At 55.6% G+C, this 23,843-nt stretch carries 13 protein-coding genes and 10 pseudogenes; 7 read left to right on the forward strand and 16 right to left on the reverse strand.

Annotated elements, in window-relative coordinates:
* Positions 1-308 precede the first annotated feature (308 nt).
* A pseudogene (locus tag ACA075_RS09710) lies at positions 309-1,565 on the forward strand (IS110 family transposase).
* Positions 1,534-1,794 (forward strand): annotated as a pseudogene (locus ACA075_RS09715) (transposase); the annotation flags it as partial. The pseudogenes ACA075_RS09710 and ACA075_RS09715, both read left to right, overlap by 32 nt.
* Before the next feature lie 260 nt (positions 1,795-2,054).
* On the opposite strand, the pseudogene ACA075_RS09720 reads toward ACA075_RS09715, so the two are convergent.
* Positions 2,055-2,180, reverse strand: a pseudogene (locus ACA075_RS09720) (IS110 family transposase); the annotation flags it as partial.
* A 15-nt stretch (positions 2,181-2,195) separates the two neighbouring features.
* Between ACA075_RS09720 and ACA075_RS09725 the strand changes: the two are divergent.
* A pseudogene (locus tag ACA075_RS09725) lies at positions 2,196-3,095 on the forward strand (IS3 family transposase); the annotation flags it as partial.
* A 6-nt stretch (positions 3,096-3,101) separates the two neighbouring features.
* Here the strand turns inward: ACA075_RS09725 and ACA075_RS09730 are convergent.
* The 6 genes and pseudogenes from ACA075_RS09730 to ACA075_RS09755 all read right to left on the reverse strand — a co-directional run.
* Positions 3,102-3,283: pseudogene (locus ACA075_RS09730) on the reverse strand (TetR/AcrR family transcriptional regulator); the annotation flags it as partial.
* A gap of 116 nt (positions 3,284-3,399) precedes the next feature.
* Positions 3,400-4,755 (reverse strand): Xaa-Pro dipeptidase, encoded by a 1,356-nt coding sequence (locus ACA075_RS09735; protein WP_497298276.1) that lies wholly within the window; start codon positions 4,753-4,755, stop codon positions 3,400-3,402.
* 36 nt (positions 4,756-4,791) lie between these two features.
* The gene (locus ACA075_RS09740; RefSeq protein ID WP_497298277.1) at positions 4,792-6,072 is read right to left on the reverse strand and encodes an OprD family outer membrane porin; all 1,281 of its coding nucleotides are present in this window, start codon (positions 6,070-6,072) and stop codon (positions 4,792-4,794) included.
* 201 nt (positions 6,073-6,273) lie between these two features.
* Positions 6,274-7,776, reverse strand: a complete 1,503-nt coding sequence (locus ACA075_RS09745) for a CaiB/BaiF CoA transferase family protein (RefSeq protein WP_497298278.1) — start codon at positions 7,774-7,776, stop codon at positions 6,274-6,276.
* Positions 7,773-8,915, reverse strand: coding sequence for an acyl-CoA dehydrogenase family protein (locus ACA075_RS09750; protein ID WP_497298279.1), 1,143 nt, complete (start codon positions 8,913-8,915; stop codon positions 7,773-7,775). Before ACA075_RS09750 ends, ACA075_RS09745 begins: the two co-directional genes overlap by 4 nt.
* A gap of 620 nt (positions 8,916-9,535) precedes the next feature.
* A pseudogene (locus ACA075_RS09755) lies at positions 9,536-10,455 on the reverse strand (acetyl-CoA C-acyltransferase); the annotation flags it as partial.
* On the opposite strand from ACA075_RS09755, the gene ACA075_RS09760 reads away from it, so the two are divergent.
* A complete protein-coding gene (locus tag ACA075_RS09760; protein WP_497298280.1) occupies positions 10,415-10,912 on the forward strand; it encodes an NAD(P)/FAD-dependent oxidoreductase in 498 nt (165 codons plus the stop codon). The pseudogene ACA075_RS09755 and the gene ACA075_RS09760 sit on opposite strands and share 41 nt — an antisense overlap.
* 8 nt (positions 10,913-10,920) lie before the next feature.
* Here the strand turns inward: ACA075_RS09760 and ACA075_RS09765 are convergent.
* The 4 genes and pseudogenes from ACA075_RS09765 to ACA075_RS09780 all read right to left on the reverse strand — a co-directional run.
* A pseudogene (locus ACA075_RS09765) lies at positions 10,921-11,910 on the reverse strand (IS30 family transposase); the annotation flags it as partial.
* A 188-nt stretch (positions 11,911-12,098) separates the two neighbouring features.
* A complete protein-coding gene (locus ACA075_RS09770) occupies positions 12,099-12,392 on the reverse strand; it encodes an antibiotic biosynthesis monooxygenase family protein (RefSeq protein WP_497298281.1) in 294 nt (97 codons plus the stop codon).
* A 42-nt stretch (positions 12,393-12,434) separates the two neighbouring features.
* Positions 12,435-13,410, reverse strand: a pseudogene (locus tag ACA075_RS09775) (zinc-dependent alcohol dehydrogenase family protein).
* 61 nt (positions 13,411-13,471) lie between these two features.
* Complete coding sequence (locus ACA075_RS09780) at positions 13,472-13,774, reverse strand: ArsR/SmtB family transcription factor (protein ID WP_123509004.1); 303 nt, start codon at positions 13,772-13,774, stop codon at positions 13,472-13,474.
* Between the two features lie 212 nt (positions 13,775-13,986).
* On the opposite strand from ACA075_RS09780, the pseudogene ACA075_RS09785 reads away from it, so the two are divergent.
* Positions 13,987-15,415 (forward strand): annotated as a pseudogene (locus ACA075_RS09785) (IS1182 family transposase).
* Positions 15,416-15,662: 247 nt separating this feature from the next.
* Here the strand turns inward: ACA075_RS09785 and ACA075_RS09790 are convergent.
* From ACA075_RS09790 to ACA075_RS09800, 3 genes are read right to left on the reverse strand one after another with little or no spacing between them, the layout of a single operon-like run.
* Entirely contained in the window at positions 15,663-16,229 is a 567-nt protein-coding gene (locus ACA075_RS09790; protein WP_497298282.1) for an SCO family protein, read from the reverse strand.
* Between the two features lie 3 nt (positions 16,230-16,232).
* On the reverse strand, positions 16,233-17,369 hold the full coding sequence (locus ACA075_RS09795; RefSeq protein ID WP_497298283.1) for a hypothetical protein: 1,137 nt from the start codon (positions 17,367-17,369) through the stop codon (positions 16,233-16,235).
* A gap of 12 nt (positions 17,370-17,381) precedes the next feature.
* Entirely contained in the window at positions 17,382-18,923 is a 1,542-nt protein-coding gene (locus tag ACA075_RS09800; RefSeq protein ID WP_497298285.1) for a multicopper oxidase family protein, read from the reverse strand.
* 672 nt (positions 18,924-19,595) lie between these two features.
* Between ACA075_RS09800 and ACA075_RS09805 the strand changes: the two genes are divergently transcribed.
* Positions 19,596-19,877, forward strand: a complete 282-nt coding sequence (locus ACA075_RS09805; RefSeq protein WP_497298287.1) for a hypothetical protein — start codon at positions 19,596-19,598, stop codon at positions 19,875-19,877.
* A 916-nt stretch (positions 19,878-20,793) separates the two neighbouring features.
* Here the strand turns inward: ACA075_RS09805 and ACA075_RS09810 are convergent.
* A complete protein-coding gene (locus ACA075_RS09810; protein WP_497298288.1) occupies positions 20,794-21,801 on the reverse strand; it encodes a hypothetical protein in 1,008 nt (335 codons plus the stop codon).
* A 199-nt stretch (positions 21,802-22,000) separates the two neighbouring features.
* Between ACA075_RS09810 and ACA075_RS09815 the strand changes: the two genes are divergently transcribed.
* Complete coding sequence (locus ACA075_RS09815; protein WP_497298289.1) at positions 22,001-22,924, forward strand: LysR family transcriptional regulator; 924 nt, start codon at positions 22,001-22,003, stop codon at positions 22,922-22,924.
* 145 nt (positions 22,925-23,069) lie between these two features.
* On the opposite strand, the pseudogene ACA075_RS09820 reads toward ACA075_RS09815, so the two are convergent.
* Positions 23,070-23,798: pseudogene (locus ACA075_RS09820) on the reverse strand (aspartate/glutamate racemase family protein).
* Positions 23,799-23,843: the final 45 nt, after the last annotated feature.

Below are 23,843 nucleotides of genomic sequence, written 5' to 3' on the forward strand. Positions count from 1 at the left end.
TACAAACAGCTGGTCAGGTCCTATGCAAACAGCTGGTCAAGTCAGTGCAATTACCCACCAGTCGTAAAGGGTAGAAAACGACCCATTATAGGTAGTCCGTCCCACCTTCATCGATACTGGTAACGGTTGGCAGGTAGCTGTCAGCGAGGGTGGAACATGCACTTGTAGACTACGAATAAAACGACCCAAACGCATGACGTTTGCAGCTTTAGTTCCGAGTCTACAGGTGCGCTTGCGCTTGATAACGAATACTCAGGGTTCGCCGTCGCACCGGCTTACTATGTTGCCTTCGCTGAACGCAAGCATGCATGTCCCTAGCAGGTATTTTATCGCTTGCGGAGGTTCGCGTGACAGCGTACTTCAGTCAGCACTTCACAGCCTATGTCGGCATTGATTGGGCAGATACCAAACATGATATTTGCCTACAGGCTGGGGATGACAATCATCGTCAGTTCGACTGTATTCCGCACCAGGTGATCGCATTGATGAGTGGGCCAAGGCATTGCACCTGCGCTTCTGTGGCCCTATCGCTGTAGCTCTGGAGTTGGCTAAAGGGCCTATTGTGTCGGCTCTGCTGAAGTATGACTTTTCGTGCTGTTCCCGATCAATCCCTCGACGCTTGCCAAATATCGCGTGGCGTTCAAGCCGAGTCGCGCGAAGGATGATCCCACCGATGCGGAGTTAGCACTCGATCTACTGCTTCGCCATCCTGAACGGTTCACCGCGCTCAGGCCGCAGAGTGTGGCCATGCGTTCGCTGCTTAGCCTGATCGAACAGCGCCGGGATCTGGTCAACGACAAGACGCGTTTTACCAACCGTTTATGCAACACCCTCAAGCAATATTACCCGCAGGCACTGGAATGGTTCGAGCAGCGAGACACTCTGTTGTTTTACGATTTCCTCATTCGCTGGCCGACACTCCTGTCAGCCAAACGGGCGCGTACAACCACGCTTGAGGCGTTCTTTTATGCCCACAACGGGCGTCGCGCCACATTCATCGAGGCGCGTTTGGCGTCGATTCGTGCGGCATCTGCGCTCACCGAAGATGCCGGCATTTTCGAGCCTTGCCGCTTACACGCCCTCGCGTTGGTGGAGCAACTACGCACCGTCCTCACGGTGATCGATCGCTTCGATAAGGAAATCGAGCGGGTCGCTTCTGCACTACCGGATTACGCATTGTTTCCTGGCTTGCCGGGCGCAGGCCCGCATCTAGCGCCACGTTTACTCGCAGCCTTGGAGAGCAACGTGAGCGTTTCCATGGCGCGGACGAGTTGCAAAAATACTCAGGCATTGCCCCGGTGACGGAACGGAGCGGTAAGAAGAGCTGGGTGCATTGGCGCTGGCAATGTCCAACATTTCTTCGTCAGACCTTCGTGGAATGGGCGGGGCAGACCATCAATAAATCCTTTTGGGCTGGAGCTTTCTACCGGCAGCAACGCGCCAAAGGGAGCACCTATCAAGCTGCTGTATGTAGTGGTCTAATGAAACCGGACACCCATTTAGGCGAGAATGCTCGCCAGATCGAGGTGTCAGATGACCAAACAACGCCGCTCCTTTACTGCTGAATTCAAACGCGAGGCTGCCGACCTCGTGCTCAAGCAAAACTACAGCTACATCGAAGCCAGCCGCTCACTCGGCATTGGTGAGTCAGCGCTGCGCCGCTGGGTTGACCAGGTTCAGAAAGAGCACCAAGGCGTCACTCCGCAGAGCAAGGCGCTGACCCCGGAGCAGCAGAAAATTCAGGAACTGGAAGCTCGGATCGCTCGGCTTGAGCGAGAAAAATCCATACTAAAAAATCTATGGTCACCCCCGTTTTTGCAATGCTGATTAGTGGGCGAAGTGCTTGGCTTGCTTAAATCTATTCGGCGTCTATTGGGTGAGTCACCCGCGCCATGATGAGAGTCGCGCCTGACGATCCTGAAAAGGCTAACGGCTTCTTGCAGAGCCGATTTTTAAAGCAGGTTCTTCGCCAGGCCGGTGGGTCGTTCACGTCATCCATTGTTCAGCTATCGCAAAACCTGAAAGTGGTTCGTGGCACGAGAACAACAGCTGAGTCAGATAGCCACGGCATCTGGCCCTGCATTAAATACTCCATGACCAGCTGAGATCGCCCAAGCGATCCGAGCCAGTTTGTTGGCCAAGGCACAGGCCACCACGTTCGAGTGCCGTCGTATCAGCAGTATGGGGGTGACCATCTCATTAGGCTAGGCTACCGCGCTCTTGATGTCGGAAGATCACGAGCGTTTGCGCTGATTGATCAGTTGAGTGCCCATGAGCCGGTTGATTGGCTGTGCAAGGTGTTTGACGTCACCCGCTCGTGCTAGTACGCCCAGCGCCTGCGGCGCCGCACGCCCGATGTTGAACGGCTTCGATTGCGTAGCCGGGTCAGTGAGCTGTTCTCGCAAAGTCGCAGTGCTGCGGGCAGTCGCAGCATCCTGTCACTGATGCGTAAAGACGGTGAGCAACTCGGTCGATTCAAAGTGCGCAGTTTGATGCGCGAGCTTGACCTCGTGAGCAAACAGCCAGGTTCTCATGCCTATAAACGAGCGACGGTTGAACGGTTGGATATCCCGAACATCTTGAATCGGGAGTTTGATGTGCCAGCCTCCTATCAAGTCTGGTGCGGCGACATCACCTATATTCGGGCGCAAGGAAAGTGGCATTACTTGGCTGTCGTTCTGGATCTCTGCACACGCCGGATAGTGGGCTGGGCACTGTCGGAAAAACCGGACGCTGAACTCGTGATCAAGGCCCTGGATATGGCCTACGAGCAGCGTGGCAGGCCTTCGGGCTTGCTATTCCACTCGGATCAAGGGTCGCAAGGCGAATTCAACCGGTTGTGGCGATACCGCATACGCCAGAGTATGAGTCGCCGGGGAAATTGCTGGGACAATGCACCGATGGAGCTAGTGTTCCGGAGTTTGAAAACTGAATGGATACCGACCTTAGGCTACAGAACTGCGCAGGAAGCACAGCGTGACATCAGCCATTTTTTGATGCATCGGTACAACTGGATTCGGCCTCACCAATTCAACGGTGGGCTGGCGCCAGCTCGGGCCGAGGAAAAACTTAACGTCGTGTCCGGGATTAGTTGACCACTACAGTTCGTCCTTGCCGGAATAGCGATAGCTGATCAGCCCGACCGAGACACCGGCCTCGGGGGAGATTTTGCGGATAGACGCGCCCTAAAGCCGTGGCGCCTGAGGCACATGAGCGTGGCCTCAATGAGATTGGTTTTGCTCAGCGCCGGGGTCATTCTGGTGAATCGAACTTCCGGAGTCATGAGGCGATGTTCCCTAAGGTGAGAGTTGAGCCGGGAACAAGCCGTTCGCTAGCTGAACGACTTGTACAGCAACAACCCCCTCACCGACTCAAAGTTCTTCCCTGATTTTTGATCCTTTACAGTCCGGGCAACACATCAGGAGGAACAATCGCACCGCCTTTCATCACCACGGGGGTTTTCTCAAGAATCGAAATATCCGCAATCGGGTCGCCGTCGACGGCGATCATGTCCGCGAAACGACCCGAACTGACGGACCCAACGTCCGCCTGCCAATTGAGCAGGTCTGCCGCAACTACGGTTGCGGACTGGATCGCCTGCATCGGCGTCATTCCGAACTTCACCATGTAGGCGAACTGCCGCGCGTTTTTGCCAATCGGGTAGACGCCAGCATCGGTGCCGTAGGCAATTTTCACCCCAGCCTTGACCGCTTTACGAAATGCCTGGCGCTGCATGTCGGTTGTTTCGGTGTTCTTGCGCAGGTAACTTTCAGGCCAGTTCTCCTTGCGACCCACTTCTTCGATGTAGTCGCCGTTGTAGACGTCCATCACCAGATAGGTACCGTTGTCTTTCGCCAACTTGATGCCCTCGTCATCCAGTAGAGAAGCATGTTCAATTGAACGAGCTCCTGCACGGATTGCAGCCTTGATACCTTCTGCGCCGTGAGCATGCACGGTGGCATAGCTTTTATGCTCTTTAGCCTCTTCTACCACTGCACGCATTTCGGCCTCGGACATTTCCATCTGACCGGGTTCGGTTCCTTCGGCAAGTACAGCCCCAGTACCGATCATCTTGAGCGTATCTGCACCATGCTGGAACAAATACCGGGCCTTCAGTTTTGCATCATTAGCATCGCGATAGACCCCCACCCGCATATCGGCCGGAATCTCTATTCCCGGGGCAAGTCCTGTCACTTCGCCGCCGCCGCCCGCCACTGTTATATAGGCCCCAACGACGTTCATCCTTGGCCCTAAAACCCGATTAGCGTTGATTGCATCACGCAGCGCGACATCAGTGAACGCTCTGTACGGCCCAACATCGTGAACGGTTGTGAAACCTGCACGCAACGTTTGATATGCGTGATGAGCGCCCATCAACGCTACGTCCTGAGGAGAATGCAGAAGTGGTTCGGCCACATTGTTTGTCATGTCCCAATCTGAAAGATGCGTGTGCATATCAATAAGACCTGGCAAAACGGTCTTGGTAGACCAATCGATAACTTTGCTATCGGAGGGTGGAACAGTCCACGGTTCCACTGCAACGATGCGCTCACCGTCAATCTTGATGCGTTGATCTGTGAGCACCTTACCTCTTTCTACATCCACCAAGCGGCCTGCATGGATATAAACAGTATCTGCTTGCGCAGACAGCGCCATTGACGAGAACGTAATAGCTAGAATAGCGAATTTTATTGGATGGTTTTTCATATTAAACCTCTTATTTTTGACGCGGATATAAATATCAATAGGATCCATTTGGAACGGGTGTTACGTACTTGAAACGACAACGCCTTAAAAAATATCAAGAGGATATTCCGTTACGATACGAAACTGCTTAACACTGTCGCCAGTAAATGTATGCTCGGCGTATCGCATTCGGACGGATAGATTTTTTAAAGCGCCACTTTCAATAATGGTTTTCAGGTCAACATCTCGCTCTATCTGTTTATCCGCATTGCCGAAGTAGGCATACAGCCCGTCCGGATCGACTTGTTTGTTATCGATATCAAATCCATAAACATAACGCATTCCGAGTGTTGTCCGCAAATAGCCAGTGCTACCAAAATCAAATTCATAACCGAACCCTAATGACTGCTCCCCGGGACCGTTGAAATCCCCGTACTGTGAAGAGTTGGCCAAATAGATTGAGTCCATGTAAGTGCCATCTGAAGACATCAAGTAGTCAAACGGTTGACTGCCATGTATTTTTTGATAGGACAACGTGTAGGTGTGCGGACCATTCCCGTACGCAGTCGCTAGCGACCAGGCAGTGACGTTTATTGCACCAGCACGAGCCTGCCCTTCATCCAGCGAGCGATAAAGGTTAAAGTCGAAGCTTAGCGTTTGTTCTGTCGCCAAGGGCAGGCTGTAGTTCGCATTAATGTAGTACTGACGCCATAAATCCTCAGCGCGAGACACATAAAAACCGACGCCACCCTGCTCGATTGGTTGATACGTCAAACCGGCGTAATCGACGTCGCCAGCTTCTACGCCCGCGTACCCGGCCATGAAACCACCATTGTGGTCCGTGCTTGTATAGCCTCTGGAAGAATAAAAATGCCCGATGTCGATGCTGAGCTTGTCAATATCCTCATTTAACAACTGTATGCCTCTGGCTGTCATAGGCATCAATCGTGAGTCAGGCGTAGCAAATACCGGATTATAGGGGCGCAGATCACCGAATTTTATAACTGTGTTCGACAATTTCATTTTCACAGAGGCGTTGAGTGTCGACGACTCGGTTCTTTCACCCTCGCCTTCGTCGGGAAACATTTCCGTCCCTGCTGTGCCGCGCCCACCATCTAGCTTATAGGCGGTATAGGCACTTGCATCGACTCCGAATCCTATCTCACCTTGCGTGAAACCGGATTTATAATCCATCAAAAAACCCTGTCCCCACCCTCGCGAATCGGGATAGTGAGACAGTGAGTTACGATTAAAGTACATATTGCGTGCAATCAGCTTAGCTGCTCCACCCTCAAAAAAACCATCTTTTGGTTCGTCAGCCTGCGCTTCTAGAGAACTTGCAAAGATTGAAAATACAAACATGCAAAACAGGGGGCGTGTCTTCATTGGAGACCTCAGGGCTTGATTATTATTATTTTATGCAATACCTGTACAACATAAGGCTAATCAGCCCCAGTCCATAACTACAGCAAGAAAATGTATATAGTTGTCGATGATTTACGAATCAAGTAACAACATGTAACCTCACTAACACGTTAAGGTTAAACACGAAACCGTGCTTTCCGAGGTTCGCCCCCGGCGTCCGTATCAACCGGCATTAACAGCAGATCGGCGGTGGTCAGATGATTGGCGATCAGTGTGGGAGTGTCTTTTGTTAGAGGCCAGCGCGGGCACTCTTGTTGACTGGTTGGCAGGCCGGCCAGCGGCATGGCGATGGGCGAAGGCGCGGGCGTTGTCGCAGATCATGGTCTTTTCCAGTTCGGACATTAGCGTCTGAGCTTCGGTGTCCGGGCGAGATCCGTGTGCGATCATCATAAGGTAATCTCCAGTTAGCAAGAGTGCGTAAAGGGCGACGGGTGGCTGCGATGCTTGCTCGAAGCCGAGTTCGGCGAGGATTTCATCGGTATGTTCGCCCAGGTACGGCGGGGGGAGTTGGACGCTGTCCCGGGCGCCAACACGCACCCCGGTGCCAATACTGCGAACCTTGCCGTAGCCGGGCAGGTCGTATTCGAGCAGGTAGTCGCTGGCGACCACCTGTGGGTCTTGAAGCACATCGGACGACATCTGCACAGGCGCACAGGGAATGCCGTGCGCGTCTATGCAAATGCACCACTCTGTAGTGGTGAGAGTTGAGAAGATCGCTTCGGCCTGCTTTACCAGTGCACGCCGGGCTTGGTCCTCCTCTGCTGATGCGGGAAGATGATCGGGATTCGCCCGGCAGGGATCTTTGATATCCAGCAGGGAGAGTAGAATTTCCCGCTGGGGCACGTTCAGGCAGCCCACGGTGATAAAGCCGTCGAGGGTCTGATAAGTTCGGTAGTAGAGCTCACGCGCCGCTGATGCGGCAGAGCGAGTGGCCGCTAGGCGCATCTTTTCGAGAGTGTTACCCTCCTGAGAGTCATGAGGCACGATCTGTTCAATGGTGATCAGTTTCTGCCGTTGCAATCCCAGCGCCGCCTCCATCAGAGAGCTGTCTACCCGCTGTCCGCAACCGCTGCGTGCCCGCTCCAGCAGCGCGCAGGTGGTGCCGTAGACGAGCTTGTCACCAGCGGCAAAGTCGACGATGGCAACTCCAGCGTAGCGCTTGGGCACGCCGCCTTCCGGAGCGGGGTTGGAGGCCAGTAGTCCGCTGATTGACTGGATCACCAGGTCATAGCCGCCTTTGTTCGCCAACGGACCCTTGGGGCCATAGGCAGAGTTGGTGGCGTAGATAAGCTGGGGAACGCGAGCGCTGATAGTCTCGTAACCGAGCCCCAGCCGTTCGGCGACGCCGGGACGCCAGTTGTGGACCATGACGTCGGCGGTCGCCAGCAGTTCAAGCGCCGTCCGCTGGCCCTCGGGATCCTTGAGGTTCAGGGTGATGGAGCGCTTGTTGCGGTTCAGTGCCAAGATACTGCGGCTCAGGTTGCGGGCGAAGGGATCCTGATGGCGCCACTGTTCGCCAGTGGGGGGCTCGACTTTAATCACATCTGCGCCCATGTCCCCCATCATCATTGTGCAGTAGGGGCCGGCAACATAGCTCGAAAAGTCGATGACTCTGATACCGCTGAGTGGACCACTGTCCGACTTCATGTGTTCAAGGCTGTTCATTTTGGCAATCCAAGACCACGAATCGCGATCACTGTTTTTTGGATTTCGCTGCTCCCGCCAGCCAATGTCAGGGCTGGGCAGGCGCGGTAGAGGGAGGCGGCAAGACCGTCATAGGGCGCGAGTTCGGCACCTTGCTCGAACTGGGCGCGCGGACCGATAATCTCCATGCTGTCGTCTGCGACTGCCTGATTGAGTAAGCCGATACAGAGTTTGCCGTACGAGAAGTCAGCGCTAATTTCTTTGCCGGCGTCCAGATGACGAGCGACCTGGTAACCGAACAGGCGGGCGACCTGCAGACGCGAGTAGAGTGAACCGATCTTTTCCCGCCCCGACTCGATGTCACACAATCGGCCACCTCCCCGCGCGGTTCCCTCTTGCTGGGTGTAAGCGGCCAACTCGTCAAGGGAGCGCCATGCCGAGCCGACACGGTCCATTGCCGCGCGTTCGAGGTCGAGGCTGCGCATGGATTGATAAAAACCGTGGTTCAGCTCTCCGATCAGATTGACGGCCGGCACTCGTACTTCAGAGAGAAAGACTTCGTTGAGAAAACCGCCACCCAAAGTCGGAAAGGTCTGGACGGTGATGCCTGGTGTGTTCATGTCGACAATAAAGGAGCTGATGCCTCGGTGCTTAGGTGCCTCAAGGTCAGTCCGGGCTGCCAGGTACATGGACTGAGCCACTTCGGCGGTGCTCGTCCAGATCTTATGCCCAGACACAATGAAGTCATCACCGTCACGTTTTGCGGATGTTCTCAGTGAAGCGAAATCAGACCCCGCTGTGGGCTCCGAGAACCCTTGGCAAAAGGCTATTTCGCCGCTGGCAATGCGGGGTAGGTAGGCTTTTTTCTGTGCTTCGGTGCCGAGCAACATCAGCGTGTTGCCGAACACTTTCACCGAGAGCAGATAACCGCTTAAGGGGGCGCGGGCATAGCCTAAGGTTTCGTCGATGATGAAGGTTTCCAGGTGGCGAAGGTTGCGATCACCATATTCGCTGGGCCAATGGGCCCCTATCCACCCTGCTTGACCGGGACGGCGATAGAATTCAGGCGAGTCGCCATCACTCATGGTTCTCTGGCGCTCCAGGCCTGTGGTGGTCTGAGGCAGCGTTTCGAGGCAGAAAGACAAAACCGCCTCTCCCAACGCCGTACATTCGTAATTGGTGGGTCATATCCGCATAACCAATATCTTCGAGGTCAGCATCCGCGCTTGCCGTTTCGGCCAAGGGCGGAAGTTCAGCAATATGCTGCTTTGTAAATGAATGTTTGTTCATTTCGTTGAGATAGGCAAATGAATTAATTTCAGCCGCGATGTACAAAAACAGGTGCTGTTATGGGGTTGTCTCAGTGGGGTTTGCGAGGAGGCAGGAACTGGGTACGGGCGTCGGTGAGTGCCTGTCAGGCGCTGCCATATACGTCGTGGAGCGGTCTGTCGCGCAGAGGGATTTTGCGTGCTAAGTTGTGTGGGCTAGTGCTGGCATGGTGGGTCGAGGTCTATGGGGATAGTTGTACCGCCGTATAGTGAACGCTTGGTCAACCAGTGCTTGGCTCCCTGGCCATCAGAGTTGCCGAAGTAAGGCTGCGGGCGAGGGGGCGCGTGAGCAAATAGTCTGATCACGCGCGCTCGTCACTTGTCGGGGCAAGCCCGGTAGGCGCCAATGCACGCTCGCCGTTGGTGTTCTACCTTCTTGTTCGCATAGTCGCTGACATCCGGTACTGGATAAGCGTCGCGACAATGGTGTCGCGCTGTTGCTCAATCCCACACCGCTCCACAATCAGCGCGATTCCTTGGCCTACGCCGATGCACATGGTGCAGAGGGCGTAACGTTGTTGGCGCAGTTCGAGTTCGTTCAGCGCCGTGGTGATCAGGCGGGCACCGCTCATGCCCAGCGGGTGATCGAGGGCGATGGCACCCCCGTTGGGGTTGACCTTTTCTGTGTCGTCCGGCAGACCCAGGTCGCGCAGCACCGCCAGCGCCTGAGCGGCAAAAGCTTCGTTGAGTTCGATCACATCCATATCGGCAAGCTGAAGACCGGTTTGCGCCAGCACCTTGCGCACCGCTGGTGCGGGGCCGAAGCCCATGATGCGGGGTGCAACGCCGGCAGTGGCCATGCCGGCTACTCGGCCGCGCGGTTTGAGGCCATAGCGGTTAGCGGTCCCGACATTGGCCAGAGCAGGGCGCAGGCACCGTCGTTGACGCCCGAAGAGTTACCGGCAGTGACGCTGCCGCCGTCTCGGAGGGGTGTCGACAGCCGGGTTAGATCCTCAAGGCTGGTCGTGGCCCGGGGGTGTTCGTCGGTGTCGAAAAGCGACGGATCACCTCTGCGCTGTGCAATGGAGACCGGCACGATCTCAAGTGCTAGACGGCCGGACGCAATCGCCGCCGTGCGCTGCTGGCTGAGCAGCGCAAAGGCGTCCTGATCGCTACGCGAGATGTTGAAGTGGGCAGCGACGTTTTCTGCAGTTTCTGGCATCGAATCGGCGGCGTACATCTGCTTCATCAGGCGGTTGACGAAGCGCCATCCAATGGTGGTATCGAAGATATCGGCACTGCGACTGAAAGCCGTCTCGGCCCTGCCCATGACGAAGGGCGCGCGCGACATCGACTCGACGCCACCGGCAATCATCACCGCGCGCGCCGAAATGATCGTGACCGAACCGCTGCCGTTGATCGAGGTCGGTGGTGTGGATGGCAACGGTTTGTATGGGCGGCAAACCCTGCGCGGCAACCTGGCGTATGGTGGCGGTCCGCACGAATGGGTCGACCTCGCCGATCTGCGCGACACTCGTGCGCAGTCGACACCCCTGCAATGCAATATCGCCAAACGGCTCGCCGAGCTGTTCCACAAAATCGCTCACAAATGCGTGATTCGTAGTTGGGCAGGGTTCATCGAAAACACGCCGGACGGTCGCCCCGTCATCGATCGTCCCGCCGGGCTGGATAACGTCACCGTCGCGACCATGTCCGGTGTCGGTTTCGGACTCTCGCCGGCGAGTGGTCATGCCATTCGCGATCTCGTCGTCGACGGGACATGCAGTTTCGCCGACCTGTCCAGTTGCTCGCTCTCACGTTTTGCGTCCCTCGAGTCTGACTGGCAAGCCATCCAGGGATGGTTGCCGTTACCAGCATCCGGGGCGTAGAAAGGTTTCTCATTCGATCCCCGTTGCCAAGGACGATGAGGATCGCAGAAGTAGACCTTTATGTCGGTAGCCACCGTAAAGCGCTTATGGTCAGCCATCTTTTTGCCGCGATCCCACGTCAGCGATTTGTAGAGTTCTTGGGGTAAGTTGCGGGCGTTTTCGATCAGGGCGCTGATGACCGTCTCGCTATCCTTACCGTCCAATTTCACCAGCATTACGTAGCGGGTATGACGCTCCACAAGAGTGGCAATTTGGCTGTTCCTGCTACCGCAAGGCAGGTCGCCTTCCCAGTGACCTGGCACCGCCCGATCCTTAGCCGCAGCCGGGCGTTCGCGGATCGATACCGCGTCAGTGATTCGACCGTGATTTTCTTTCTTCTGCGTGTGATGGCGCGAGCGACGCATGGCCCGCGTGCGCCGTAAATGCTCTAGCAACTCCTTCTTCAGAGCCCCGCGAGCCTGTATGAAGAGCGTGCGATAGATCGTCTCGTGTGACACCTGATAGCTCGTATCGTCCGGGTAGGTACGCTTCAACCAACCGGCAATTTGTTCCGGCGACCACTGCAATTGAAGCTTGTCTGCAACAATTTGCGCCACCGTTCGGTTCTCAACAAGTTTGCAGACCTTGGGTCGATGTGCGCGATCCCAGGCAGCCTGATCAGCTCGATTAGCCCGGTAGCATCCTTGGCCACCGTTGCGTCTGATCTCACGACTGATCGTAGAGGCTGCTCGACCTAGCAGCGCAGCCATGGAACGGATCGAGTTACCTGCCACCACTGCACGCGAAATCTCTTCGCGCTCAGCCAACGTCAGCGCCAATCTGGACCTGCGGCGTACAGCGGGTCTGATACCGCCTGTTTCCGCCAAGATGCGCTGTATCGATGAATGGTTTCGATCAAATAGTTGGGCGATGTGCTGGAGAGAGTCGCCTTTCTGCCAGTGATCCCACATCAGTTTTTTCTGGCTTTCGGTGTAATAGATCCGAGGTCTCTGCTTCATCTGCAACACTCCTTCTGCTTACACAGAATTTAGTTGTGTTGCGTCGACCGGTTGAATCCACAGCCGAAAGTTGCCGGTCATGAACGTCTGTTTCCGACAAGGGCCAATTGCTTTAAAGCCACAAACCTCTTGAGACTCTAGCATTACCAATGCTAACGGTGCTGTTCGAATCATCATGTTCTCCAGTATTAAAAGCAGCCGCCTTCAATATGGTAGACCCTCGGTTCTTCCGAAAAATATTCCTCCAGGCCCAGCATGAACACCCGATGGTCTTCACTCTCTTCGAAGCCCGGCGTGTGATCCTCAAGTGAGGCCCAGCGCACGATCAGGTTGAATTGCTCGGGGATTTCAATCCCTTGCGAAAGCAAGTGGCCGCCGTAACCCTTTGCGCGGGTGAGCAAAGGAGCGACCTCGGCAAATGCACGTCTGAATGCTTCAATGCGTTCTTTGTGAACGGGGAGCAGAGCGATCTCATAAATCATGGCGTTTCCTCGAAAATGACTTAAACAGTTAAAAGTACGCTCTTACGGGATGAGCGATGGCTCGACTGCAATCACGATTTTTCCTTGAAGGCCATTGTTGGGACTCTCCAACCGGGCATGCGCGAGCGCAAGGTCGGCCAGCGAATAGACCGCGCCAACGTGCGGGCGCAGCTGACCGCGCGCTACCAATGCGCTCAGCTCATCAAGCTTGCCGCGGTTTTGTCGGGTGAAAACGAAGTGATAACTCGCGTTCTTGCCCCAGGCCTGAACGAGGTTTTGCGGCTGGGCAATGTCCACAATCGAGACCACGCGGCCCAGTTGGGCGAGCACGTCGGGGCTACGCGTCAGTGTGTTGCCGCCGATGGTGTCGAACACCACATCCACGCCGTGGCCGCCGGTTTCCCGTAGGATGGCTTCGACGTAATCTTCCTTTTCGTAGTCGATAAGCACATCGGCACCCATGCTGCGTGCGAACTCAAAGTTTGCTTCGCGCACAGTCGTGAAGACCCGCGCTCCAATGGCTTTGGCCACCTGGATCGCTACATGACCTACGCCTCCTGCGCCCCCGTGGATCAGAATGCTTTCCCCCACTCTGAGCGCTGCACGCACGGTCAGTGCTTCCCACACCGTCCCGCCAACCAGGGTCAGACTTGCCGCCTCAAGATGGCTCAGCGATGGCGGCTTCTTCCCGATGATGCTTTCGTCCGCAACGTGGTACTCGGCATAACTGCCTGGCCCGTCGAAAATTTGCGGGGTGTACCAGACTTCGTTTCCTGGAGCGAAGGCCGTCACACCCGGCCCAACTTCTTCGACAACGCCCGACACGTCGTGTCCGGTAATGGCCCGGCAGTGGCACCAGCTCGGCATAGTCGCCACGTCGAACCTGGTAATCCAACGGGTTGATGGAGGTTGCGTGTACCCGCACCAGGACTTGTCCCGCACCCGGCACTGGCTTGGGCACGTCGCAGAGTTCGAACGATTCCGGGCCGCCAAATGATTTAAGTATCATCGCTTTCATTGTATATCCTTGCATCTATAAATAGGGATATCGAGATATTTCGATATCATGCAGTAAAAAATTACAAATCTTTCCCAATGATCTCAGCAAGCGCACTGATGGTTGCTTCATTGCGCTTGTAGTAGGTCCACTGACCGATGCGCCTGACCTCGACCAGGCCCACTCGTTGCAGAGTTGCAAGATAGCCAGACACCGTTGACTGCGACAGTCCGATACCTTCTTGAATACTACTGACACAGACTCCAACCGTGAGAACGTCACCTTCATCCTGCGGAGGGAAGTTCTTTGCGGGGTCCTTCAAGCCTTTCAAGATTTCAAGGCGTGTAGGGTTTGAGAGGGCTTTGAATATTTCGAGTAATTCCATGGAGTAGATAATATCGAGATTTATCGATATATCAATACGAGAATTAACAGAGGACGAAATACGTAGGGTGGTGATTTTTCCCCGGGGCTTTATGGCGATAGGTTGAAGGCGCCGGCCGACGACCCGACTGACCGCTTTTGGCACAGAGTGTGTAAAAACGCCTTCGCGAACACTTGCTATGATTTCTGAGGATTTCATCGCAGGGATCGCCCATGAAGCGCTTTATCCAAGGTGAGCATCGAGGCCAAGGCACCTTACTTCCCGAGAGCCTCGACGACTACGTTAGCGATACCAATCCGGTGCGCGTAGTCGACGTCTTCGTCGACGAACTAGACCTGGTCAATCTGGGTTTGAAGTTGCCATTCCAGCCGATACTGGCCGGCCTGCTTACCACCCCGCGATCATGCTGAAGATCTACATCTACGGCTATCTCAACCGCATCCAGTCGAGCCGACGCTTGGAGCGAGAAGCCCAACGCAATGTCGAACTGATGTGGTTGACCGGGCGTTTGATGCCGGACTTCAAGACCATCGCCAACTTCCGAAAAGACAATAGCAAGGCCATCCGAGGCGTCTGTCGCCAGTTCTTAGTGCTGTGTCGGCAATTGGGACTGTTCGGAGAACATCTGGTCGCCATCGATGGCAGCAAATTCAAAGCAGTCAACAACCGCGACCGCAATTTCACCAGCGCCAAACTGAAGCGGCGAATGGAAGAAATTGAATCGAGCATCAACCGTTACCTGACGGCACTCGATGCTGCCGATCGGCAAGAACCAACAGCTTCCGAGCCCAGTGCCGTGAGGCTGGAAGAGAAAATAGCCAAGCTCAAGACTCAAATGAAAGAGCTTCAGGCGGTCGAAATCCAGCTCAATGAATCGCCGGATAAACAGGTCTCACTGACCGATCCAGACAGCCGCTCCATGATGACGCGCGGCACGGGAATCGTCGGCTACAACGTGCAGACAGCGGTCGGTACTCAGCACCATTTGATCGTTGCCCATGAGGTGACCAACGTCGGTTCCGACCGCGATCAACTCAGCTCGATGGCCAAGCAGGCCCGCGAAGCGATGGCGTCAGAAACGCTTTCGGTAGTGGCTGACCGAGGTTACTTCAAAAGCGAACAAATCCTGGCTTATCACGATGCAGGCATCACCGCCTATGTACCCAAGCCGTTGACCTCTGGAGCCAAAGCAGACGAGCGTTTCAATAACGATGTCTTCATCTATGACGCGGCAAAAAACGAATACATTTGCCCGCCTGGAGAGGCGCTGATCTGGCGCTATACCAACGTTGAAAAAGGCCTCACGTTGCATCGTTACTGGGGTTCGAAATGCCGGGCTGCGCAATGAAACCGCAGTGCACACCGAGCACGGAACGGCGGGTTCGACGCTGGGAGCATGAAGCCGTCCTGGAGGAAATGCAGAACAGGCTGAGCAACGCGCCGGAAATGATGCGGATCCGAAAACGGACTGTTGAGCATCCCTTCGGGACGCTCAAACAATGGATGGGTGCAACGCACTTCCTGACACGAAAACTGAACGGAGTAGGTGCGGAGATGAGCTTGAACGTCCTCGCCTACAACTTGAAGCGGGTCATGAAAATTCTCGGTACCAGCGGTTTAATGAAGGCGCTGTCGGCCTGAAGAGGTCTGATTTTGGCCACCCAGCAAGGTAGAAGCGGCGCTGGGGGCTCCCAGGACCAAGTGATGATCCGCAGGACTTGTGCGAGCCATTACTCTGCTAACTACCGTCGGCGCTGCGCGCCGACATTGCATCAACGCGTTTTTACACACTCTGGGCCGTTTACTGCCGTTGATGACAGGCCACAATCGTCCAGTCGGTGAACACAAACGGCGCTCTAATCGTCGGGATGTTGCACACTGACAAGCGTTACTGGTCCTGCGCTTCCCCCGCCAGTGCCGCGACCACCTGCTTCTCGATGTCTTTCTCATCCATGCCGCGACCGAAATGCTTGAGGTAGCGGCCCTGACTGTCGAGCAGGAACAGAAGGGTTGAGTGATCCATCATGTACTGGTCCGGTGTATCCCCGGACGGCACTTTCTTGTAATACACGTGAAAGGCGTCGGTGATGCGCGCGATCTCCTGCGCCGAGCCGGTGAGCCCGACGAAGTCGCTGGCGAAGTAGTTCACGTAAGTCTTGAGCTTGGCGGGCGTGTCGCGTTCCGGGTCGATGGTGACGAACACCGGCCGCACCGTGATGCCTTGCTGTTGCGCCAGTTGCCGACTGATGCGGGCCATTTTCGCCAGGTCCGTCGGGCAAATGGCCGGGCAGGTCATGAAGCCGAAATACAGCAGCGTCGGTTCGCCGAAACTGCGCTCGGTGACCCGCTGGCCATTTTGATTGGTCAGTTGAAACGGCCCGCCGATATCGGTGCGGGTGGTGGCCGTCGTGTGGGTTGCCAGCCCCATCAACAGCAGAGCGGCTAACCACTTCATCGCTCAATAACCCCCCGAGTACGTCAGCGCCAGGCCTATCAGATCAGACACCTGGCCGTCTTCTTTCTGGGTGCCGGCGGACAGCCCGAGTTTAATCTGGCCGGTGATGTCGTAGGTCACGCTCAGCTCATTGAGATAGTCCTGCCGATCCGCGCCACCTGTCGATTCGCGATGCTTGTCGGTGCGGGTCGCGCCCACGGCCCAGTCACCGAAATCGAAGGTCAGCGATGTGGTCAGGTAGCGGGTGTCATTGCCCTTGATGCCGTCTTCATTGTCGACATCGGCGAATTCGACAAAGGGCACGATATCGAAGTAACGCCCGGCCAGCGTCGGCTCAAGGTCCGTGCTCGGCTCATAGGCCCAGATGTACCGGGCGGAGGCGATCTTGATGGTTTCGTCATCTTCGCCAGGCGGATTGGCTTGTGTCTCGTCATCGGCCTTTTTGTTCAACATGTAGCCCGCCTGCATTTCGAGATAAGGCACCGCCGGAATCGCCAGCCAGTTCACCGTCAGCGCATAGGAGTCGAGTTTGCCGGTATTCGACGGACCGCCGTCGGTGCGCTGGAGTTTTTCGCCATGGCGCAGATAAGGTCGGCCGAGAAACGAATTGTCGGCGGTGTAGACACTGACGTTGGGTTCGATCATGCCCAGGCGCTGATCGAAAAACCGATACGCCACCGTGCCGCCGAGCATGCCGTCGAGGTCGTAGGTACTGACGAAATCTTGGGTGTAGAGCCCCGGCGCCTCATCCTGAGCACGACCGAACGGCACGTGGTATTTGCCGATCGAGAACGCCGAGTTGGCGTTGTTCTGGTAGTAGTTGAGGTCATTGATCACTAGTCCCACGTCTTCGAAAAAGCGCTTTTGCCCAGGTTCTGGTCCCTCGACGGGATTGATCTCGGTGGAAAACCGGATCTGCTGGTCGCGGGAAAAACGGAAGTAGAAGGTGGTATTGATGTCCGGGTAGGCGTCCGTGCTATTGCGATTGCCCCCTTGGGGGGCATCGGCGTGCACGTGGTCATATTGAAAGGTTGCGTCGTAATCCATGCCGACGTTGGGGTATTGCCCGTCGTCGGCCAGGCTCGACTCTACGGTACACACCGTGCCCACCAACAACACAGCCAAGCGATAGTTGCTCATGGCGCGCCTCCTTTAGTTGGTTCGCGGGATCAACGGTTTGGACGCTTTCGTATCCTGTCCGGTGTTGCGCAGGTAGGAGCACAACTGGTTGTTTTCACCGTACAGCCCGCCCAAGGGTTCGAGCTTGACCGCCTGCTCGTAGTCCTCGGGCCGGACCACCTGAATGGCCTGCATCATCCCGCCGTCCTCGTGTTCAAGGATGTGGCAGTGATAGACGAACTTGCCAAGGATCACCGGGTCGCGGAACGGAATGCGTACGGTGATCGAGCCGGTGGCCGGGATGAACACGTTGTCCCGATAGCCGCTGAACGCCACCGGTTTCCCGTTGATCTCGGTGACCTGGAAATCTACCTGGTGGATGTGGAACTGGTGCAACTCCTGGGACGGGTTGAACAGGCGCCACTCTTCGACATCACCAAGTTTCACCGTGGTGTTGACCCGGTCCAGCTCGAAGCGTGTGCCGTTGATCAGGAACGCCGTGGGGTCGGTGGCCGAATCCTGGAAGGCGAACTGACGCGTCTTGTTCACCGCGATCTTGCTGAAGTCCTCTGCCGGCGGATAGGCGCTGGTGATCTGCCGGGTCGCGACCCGTTCACCGCTGGAGCGCAACACCGCCAGTTTGGCCGCCGGGTAGTCATCGCCGGCCGGGCCGGTATTGCCGGAGCCTGTTTCGACTTCGTAGGTGCCTGCCGGTGGCCCGACCACCAACACGCTGAACCGCGCCGATGGCCCGATCAGCACCTGATCTGCGTCGACCCGGCGCGTAACGGTATTGCCGTCGCGCGACAACACCTGCACCGACTGGCCATTGATGCGAATCCGAAAGTACTGGTTGGCGGCAATATTGATGAAATGCCAGAGCTGGGTTTCCCCAGGCTTGATGTCAATAATCGGCACTTCCTGGCCGTTGACCGTGCGAATCGACGGCGCGCTGGTGATGATGTCGCTGGCGACTTTACCCGTCAGGGTTTTCTGAAAGTTACGCAGGACCAGCACTTGTTCCTTGATGCCCTTGAGTTCGGGAAACGGATCGAGCATGCCGTCGACCAGAATCGGCCCGGCGATCCCGGCCGACACCTGACGCTGGGCGCCACCATGGAAATGGCTGTGATACCAGTAGGCGCCGGGGCTGTGATCGAGTGGCAGTTTGACGTTGTAGTCGCCGACTTGATGGGGTTGGGTCATGCGGAAAATATTGTCGCCCTGATCCAGCGGCGACACTTGCATGCCGTGGAAATGCAGGTTGGTAATTTCATCCATGCGGTTATCCAGACGAATCGCCATGGTGCCGCCCGGTCGGGTGCGAATCAGCGGCGAATCGTAGTCGCCGTTGAACACCAGCGAAACATAACGCTCGTTCCCGACGTTGACCTGCTGTTCGGCCGCCGTCAGCGTGGCGTGCGTCACACCGCTGCCATCGTAGGTGAATTCGGGATTCTGCCGCAGAAGGGGAGACGCAGGTTCAGTGGACTGCTGTGTCGCACAACCGGCCAGGGACAGCGCAAATAGGCTCGCGCAGAGCACTGGGGGGCAGACGCTGAATGCTCTGGGCATGATCGCGACCTTCGTGGCGTGGCAATGAACTGCAAACGCAGTTCGCCTGTGCGCTGCCGAAGGGTGCTCAAAAGCCACCGCGCCAGGCCAAGGCCCGCGTAGCTTCGAGGTTCCGCGCGCAATTTTCGCAGTGTAGAACAGCTCGTAAGTTGCGCAAGCACTTGGATCCATGAAAGCACCCACCAACCGATGAACAGCACTTTTTGATAACCATTGCCTTAACAGTCAGAGGTGTTTCTTCGCTTCCTTGTCGAGAAGCCGAAATGCCGCTCTTCGTCTAATTTTTTGCCTCTTTATCGATATCTTTTCCGTCGCGATCGACATCTTTGTCTACATCACGAACGCTTTCTCTCACGTCTTTCGCAACATCGCCTTCGGAATGTAAAGCGTGCATGACACATCAAGCCCATCGCCGGGTTCGTATTTCGAGACTCCTTCCTCATCTACGCTATTGCGTAAGTGTGAGATGAAAAATAGGTGCAATGAACAAAGGTTGGCAACCCGCGAGCCGCGCCTGTGCAGTGATCGACGGGCCGCATTGCACGCATGTTGCGCAACCTGACGCCGAATATCTGTTTTTTCTGGTTCGCAGCCCACCGATTTTGCCGGCTGAGCCTACGCTTCACCTGACCAGATGAAAGACCCTTTTTCCAATCAATAGAGGAATTCGCAATGACCAGAAAATGGTTGCTTGTTGGCAGCGTTCTTTGCATCGGTCTGATCTTCGGGTGTGCAAGCCAGGCCGATCAACCCTCAGTGGATATCGGCGATCGCCACGGCAATTTGCGGTCGGCTCAAGAGCACATCGTTCAGGCATGGCGAATGGTGGGGGAGGCCCAGCGCGACAATAATTCCCGGCTGGGGGGCCATGCCGAGCGAGCTAAAGAGTTGCTCAGCCAGGCGAACGAAGAGCTGCGAGCGGCAGCAGACTTTGCGAATGAGCATGGTCGGTAACCATCAGTTGCGATGGTGAGGCGATGCGATGATTACCGAGCGAAACATCCATCTCGATGATGAGATCTCTGTCCATATCTTCACCTCGTCCGGGGCCATGGTGGGGGGCTACCGTAGCCGGAATACTTCGTGTGTGATCAATGTCCGGCAGGAGGACGTGATTCGGCAAACCTTCTGGCGATCAACGTTTGTTTGACGACGTGCCTGATTGCTTATGGGCGCTGCGGATACGTATGGCTAAACGCAATTATCAACTGGAGCGAATCACCGATGGGTGTTTTTGCTCGGGCTGACCTTGACCACCCTTACGACAGGGTTCATCACGTTTGCCATGTCGTAAGGGTTAACTGATGCACTAGCTCGAACGTTCATAATATCCTGCTGGATGGAATTTCTTCGATGTTTCCAATCTTCCGCAATCTCAGCGCGCAAACTTGGGAAGTAGAGCTCGAGTATCAGTGGGCCAGCCGCCGCTTGTATTATTCTCGGACGGTAGTCACCGCCGATGAAACAATTTTCATCGATATCAAGCCGGAGTAGCCGTCCGGCTAAACATCTACTCAAACCCGCAAAGCCAAGACATGGCGTGCGCTAAATTTAAGTGGGCACCAGTTCTAGTCTTTTAAGCGGGTATTCATGCAGCCACACGCCGTTCCAATTCCAAATCCTTCAAGCCCCAAGTCATTGCCGACAGTGAGCGTCCTGACTCGTCGATTGCGGCCAGCGTATTACCTTTCCGGGTTATGCGCCCTACAGGACTAACGATGGTTACAAATAGCGTTCGGTTAAGGACTGCAAGTGGGCGACGTAGGATTGCGTCTCGGCGTAGGGAGGCCTCCGTTTCGCTCGACCACGATGAGGAATGGGGGCGGATCTATTTTCAGCGCAGTAAATAAATCCCCTCCATTATTCGTAATTATGTATTGTCCTCTGGCTTGGCCGCTTGAGGTAAGGTGACCGAGCTCTCTAATTTTTCTTTCAATTCATTCTTGGGTATCGTTTCGGACACTTTACTTCCGATAGGGTGTGTTTTTAATCTAATTTCTCCAGTCACCTTTGCTAGCCTAAGGGCAATTGCCACAATCAGTGAGAGAGTTGACAGAATCTTAAGAAAAAGGAAATAGTTTTTATATTTGCTGGCAAGGCTTCTAATATCCTGAATTGATTGCGCCTGATTTTCATATTGAGTAAATGCTTGTTTAAAATTTTTCATCTTTGCAGCAAGAACCTGACTTTTTATTTTTTCAGCATCTATGTTCACTATTTCAAAATGCATAATAATACTCGAATCTACTACAGTGCTTCTGGGTTTGGCGGGACGAATTATTTGAAACTTCTTGCAAGCACCCGCTAGCTCCGCAGCTAAATCATTGGAATTTTCATCATTGTCAGCGGGAGATGTTTGCAGGCAAATTGACGAACCGCTTAGCTCCGACGCGGCAATGTTTAGATTCTGAGCATCAAGCCGACCGAACCTTTCTTCCATGCTTAAGCTAGCCATTTTAGAATCCAAGCCAATCTGAATGAATTGGAGCATTAGCCCCATCGAGCCTATAGCTATCCAGACATAGTCGACTTTTTTCCAGCCAATATCATCCAGCCGTCTTAGATACTTACGGCTTCCAGAAACGTATAGCCAGCAAAACAAGATATAAAGGCCAAAAATGCCTAATATCGCGAAGAGTGTATAACCAATCATCTCGCAAACTAACGAAAAATCCATATCAAACCTTTTCCTATAGAAATAAACAGTTCTTTTTCGACCGCGATATTGATAGCTTGAGCTCAATAAGTCCTTCGCATTAAAAAGTACAATCGAACTGTGCATTTGGACGTGGTTTTCACCGAGCAATAGGCTTACGGTGGAGAACCTGTCCTGACATGGGGTGTGCTGCGGGGACGGCGGGCGTTCAACCGCTGGCATGCAAAATAGACCTCCTTTGGTACGTAGCAGCTATTGTCGAACGACTGGTTCTGGCCGATGGCTGCCTGTTGCGAATGGGAAGGGCATGCTTACCCGTTTTAAAAACTAATGACTTCATTTTATTTTCTAGTGACCACTGAAGGCTGTGTAGACGGCAATTGCGATAGTCTGTGTAAACCAGAAGTTTATAGTGGCGCCTATGGAAACCTTCAGCAGTATCGAATGCTTCGTGCGTGGCGCCGAGGTTGGCAGCTTCGCCGAAGCCGCGCGACGCTTGAGCCTGACCCCGGCAGCGGTGGGCAAAAGTGTTGCAAAGCTTGAGGCCCGACTGGGTGTGCGGCTGTTCCAGCGCAGCACGCGCAGCCTGACGTTGACCGAGGCCGGTCATCTGTTTCTCGGCGAAGTCAGTTCCAGCTTGCACACAATCCAGAATGCGGTGGCCAACCTCGCCAGCGCCGAGGGTCGGCCGGCAGGAACACTGAAAGTCAGCATGGGCACGGTGTTTGGGCGTTTGTATATCGTGCCCTTGCTGGGCGAGTTTCTGCGGCGTTTTCCGGCGATCAACCCGGACTGGCATTTCGATAATCGTCAGGTCGACTTGATCGCTCAGGGTTTCGATGCGGCGATTGGTGGGGGATTCGAGCTGCCGCAAGGCGTGGTGGCGCGAAAGCTGACGCCGGCGCATCGGGTGCTGGTGGCGTCAGCCGGGTATCTGGCGGCGCGGCCTGCGATCGTCGAGCCCGATCAACTCAAGGACCACGACGGCATCCTGATCCGTTCCCCACAAACCGGTCGGGTGCGTTCCTGGCAATTGACCAGTCGTAATCAGCAACACAACCCGCTGACGCTCAAGGCGCGTATGACCATGAGTGATTCGGAAGCGGCGTGTGCGACAGCGGCCCAGGGGTTGGGCATCGCGTTGGTGAGCATGCCGTTTGCGGCGGGGTATCTGCAGGCCGAGACGTTGCAACGAGTGTTGCCGGACTGGTATGTCGACGACGGAAACATTTCTATCTATTACGCGGAGCACAAACTGCTGCCGGGCAAGACCCGGGCGTTTGTGGATTTCATCATTGAGCAGTTTGCGGAGCAGGGGTTGGGGCAGCGGTTCAGTGCGGTTTGAGTTTGGCTTGATACCGAGTCGTCCCCATCGCGGGCAAGCCACGCTCCCACAGAGTTTGCGTCGTTCCACGGTGATGTGAACAACGCAAAACCTGTGGGAGCGTGGCTTGCGCGCGATGGGGACGACTCGGTTTACCTTTGTAAACTCAGCGCCCGAATCGCCCCGGCCAACCAATAATGTTCTTCGGTCGCGGCGTCGCATATGTCCGCACCTTGGAAGTGGACAATCCCAACCGCACCAGCGATTCGGCAATGGTCACCGCCGCCGTCACGCCATCCACCACCGGAACCCCGGTGCGCTGGCGAATCTGTTCATTCAGCCCGGCCATGCCGCCGCAGCCCAGGCAAATCACTTCAGCCTTGTCTTCCTGCACCGCCAGTTCCGCCTGACGGACAATCGCCTCCAGTGCCCGCTGCGGATCGGATTCCAGTTCCAGCACTGCCAGGCCACTGGCCCGCACCGACGCGCAGCGGTCCCACAGCCCCGACAGTTTCAGCCGGTCCTCGATCAGGGGCACGGTGCGGTCCAGGGTGGTGACCACCGAATAGGCATGGCCCAGGAACATCGCCGTACTGGCCGCTGCATCGGTGATGTCCACCACCGGAACATTGAGCAATTCCTGCAAGCCTTCGCGACCGTGTTCGCCGTAACCGGCCTGGATCACGGCATCGAAGGGCTGGTCGTAGGCCATGACCCGGTCCATTACGGCAATGGCGGCCAGGTAGCTTTAGAAATTGCCTTCGATGGAGTCGGCGCCGAAGTAGGGCGTCAGGCCGACGATTTCCGTTCCCGGCGCGGCCACCGCCTGGGCGGAACGGGCGATGGCCTGGGTGATGGATTCGGTGGTGTTGACGTTGACCACGAGAATTCGCATGAGCAGTCCTTATTGCAGGGTGGTTCTGCGGCCCGACGCTGCCGG

This window comes from Pseudomonas sp. LBUM1663 (assembly GCF_059695905.1).

What these genes read in the sequence shown, in the direction of transcription:
- ACA075_RS09735 (WP_497298276.1), bottom strand. Translation starts at nt 4,755, where the DNA reads ATGGATCCTATTGATATTTATATCCGCGTCAAAAATAAGAGGTTTAAT.
- ACA075_RS09740 (WP_497298277.1), bottom strand. Translation starts at nt 6,072, where the DNA reads ATGAAGACACGCCCCCTGTTTTGCATGTTTGTATTTTCAATCTTTGCA.
- ACA075_RS09745 (WP_497298278.1), bottom strand. Translation starts at nt 7,776, where the DNA reads ATGAACAGCCTTGAACACATGAAGTCGGACAGTGGTCCACTCAGCGGT.
- ACA075_RS09760 (WP_497298280.1), top strand. Translation starts at nt 10,415, where the DNA reads ATGATCGTGACCGAACCGCTGCCGTTGATCGAGGTCGGTGGTGTGGAT.
- ACA075_RS09770 (WP_497298281.1), bottom strand. Translation starts at nt 12,392, where the DNA reads ATGATTTATGAGATCGCTCTGCTCCCCGTTCACAAAGAACGCATTGAA.
- ACA075_RS09780 (WP_123509004.1), bottom strand. Translation starts at nt 13,774, where the DNA reads ATGGAATTACTCGAAATATTCAAAGCCCTCTCAAACCCTACACGCCTT.
- ACA075_RS09790 (WP_497298282.1), bottom strand. Translation starts at nt 16,229, where the DNA reads ATGAAGTGGTTAGCCGCTCTGCTGTTGATGGGGCTGGCAACCCACACG.
- ACA075_RS09795 (WP_497298283.1), bottom strand. Translation starts at nt 17,369, where the DNA reads ATGAGCAACTATCGCTTGGCTGTGTTGTTGGTGGGCACGGTGTGTACC.
- ACA075_RS09800 (WP_497298285.1), bottom strand. Translation starts at nt 18,923, where the DNA reads ATGCCCAGAGCATTCAGCGTCTGCCCCCCAGTGCTCTGCGCGAGCCTA.
- ACA075_RS09805 (WP_497298287.1), top strand. Translation starts at nt 19,596, where the DNA reads ATGACCAGAAAATGGTTGCTTGTTGGCAGCGTTCTTTGCATCGGTCTG.
- ACA075_RS09810 (WP_497298288.1), bottom strand. Translation starts at nt 21,801, where the DNA reads ATGCCAGCGGTTGAACGCCCGCCGTCCCCGCAGCACACCCCATGTCAG.
- ACA075_RS09815 (WP_497298289.1), top strand. Translation starts at nt 22,001, where the DNA reads ATGGAAACCTTCAGCAGTATCGAATGCTTCGTGCGTGGCGCCGAGGTT.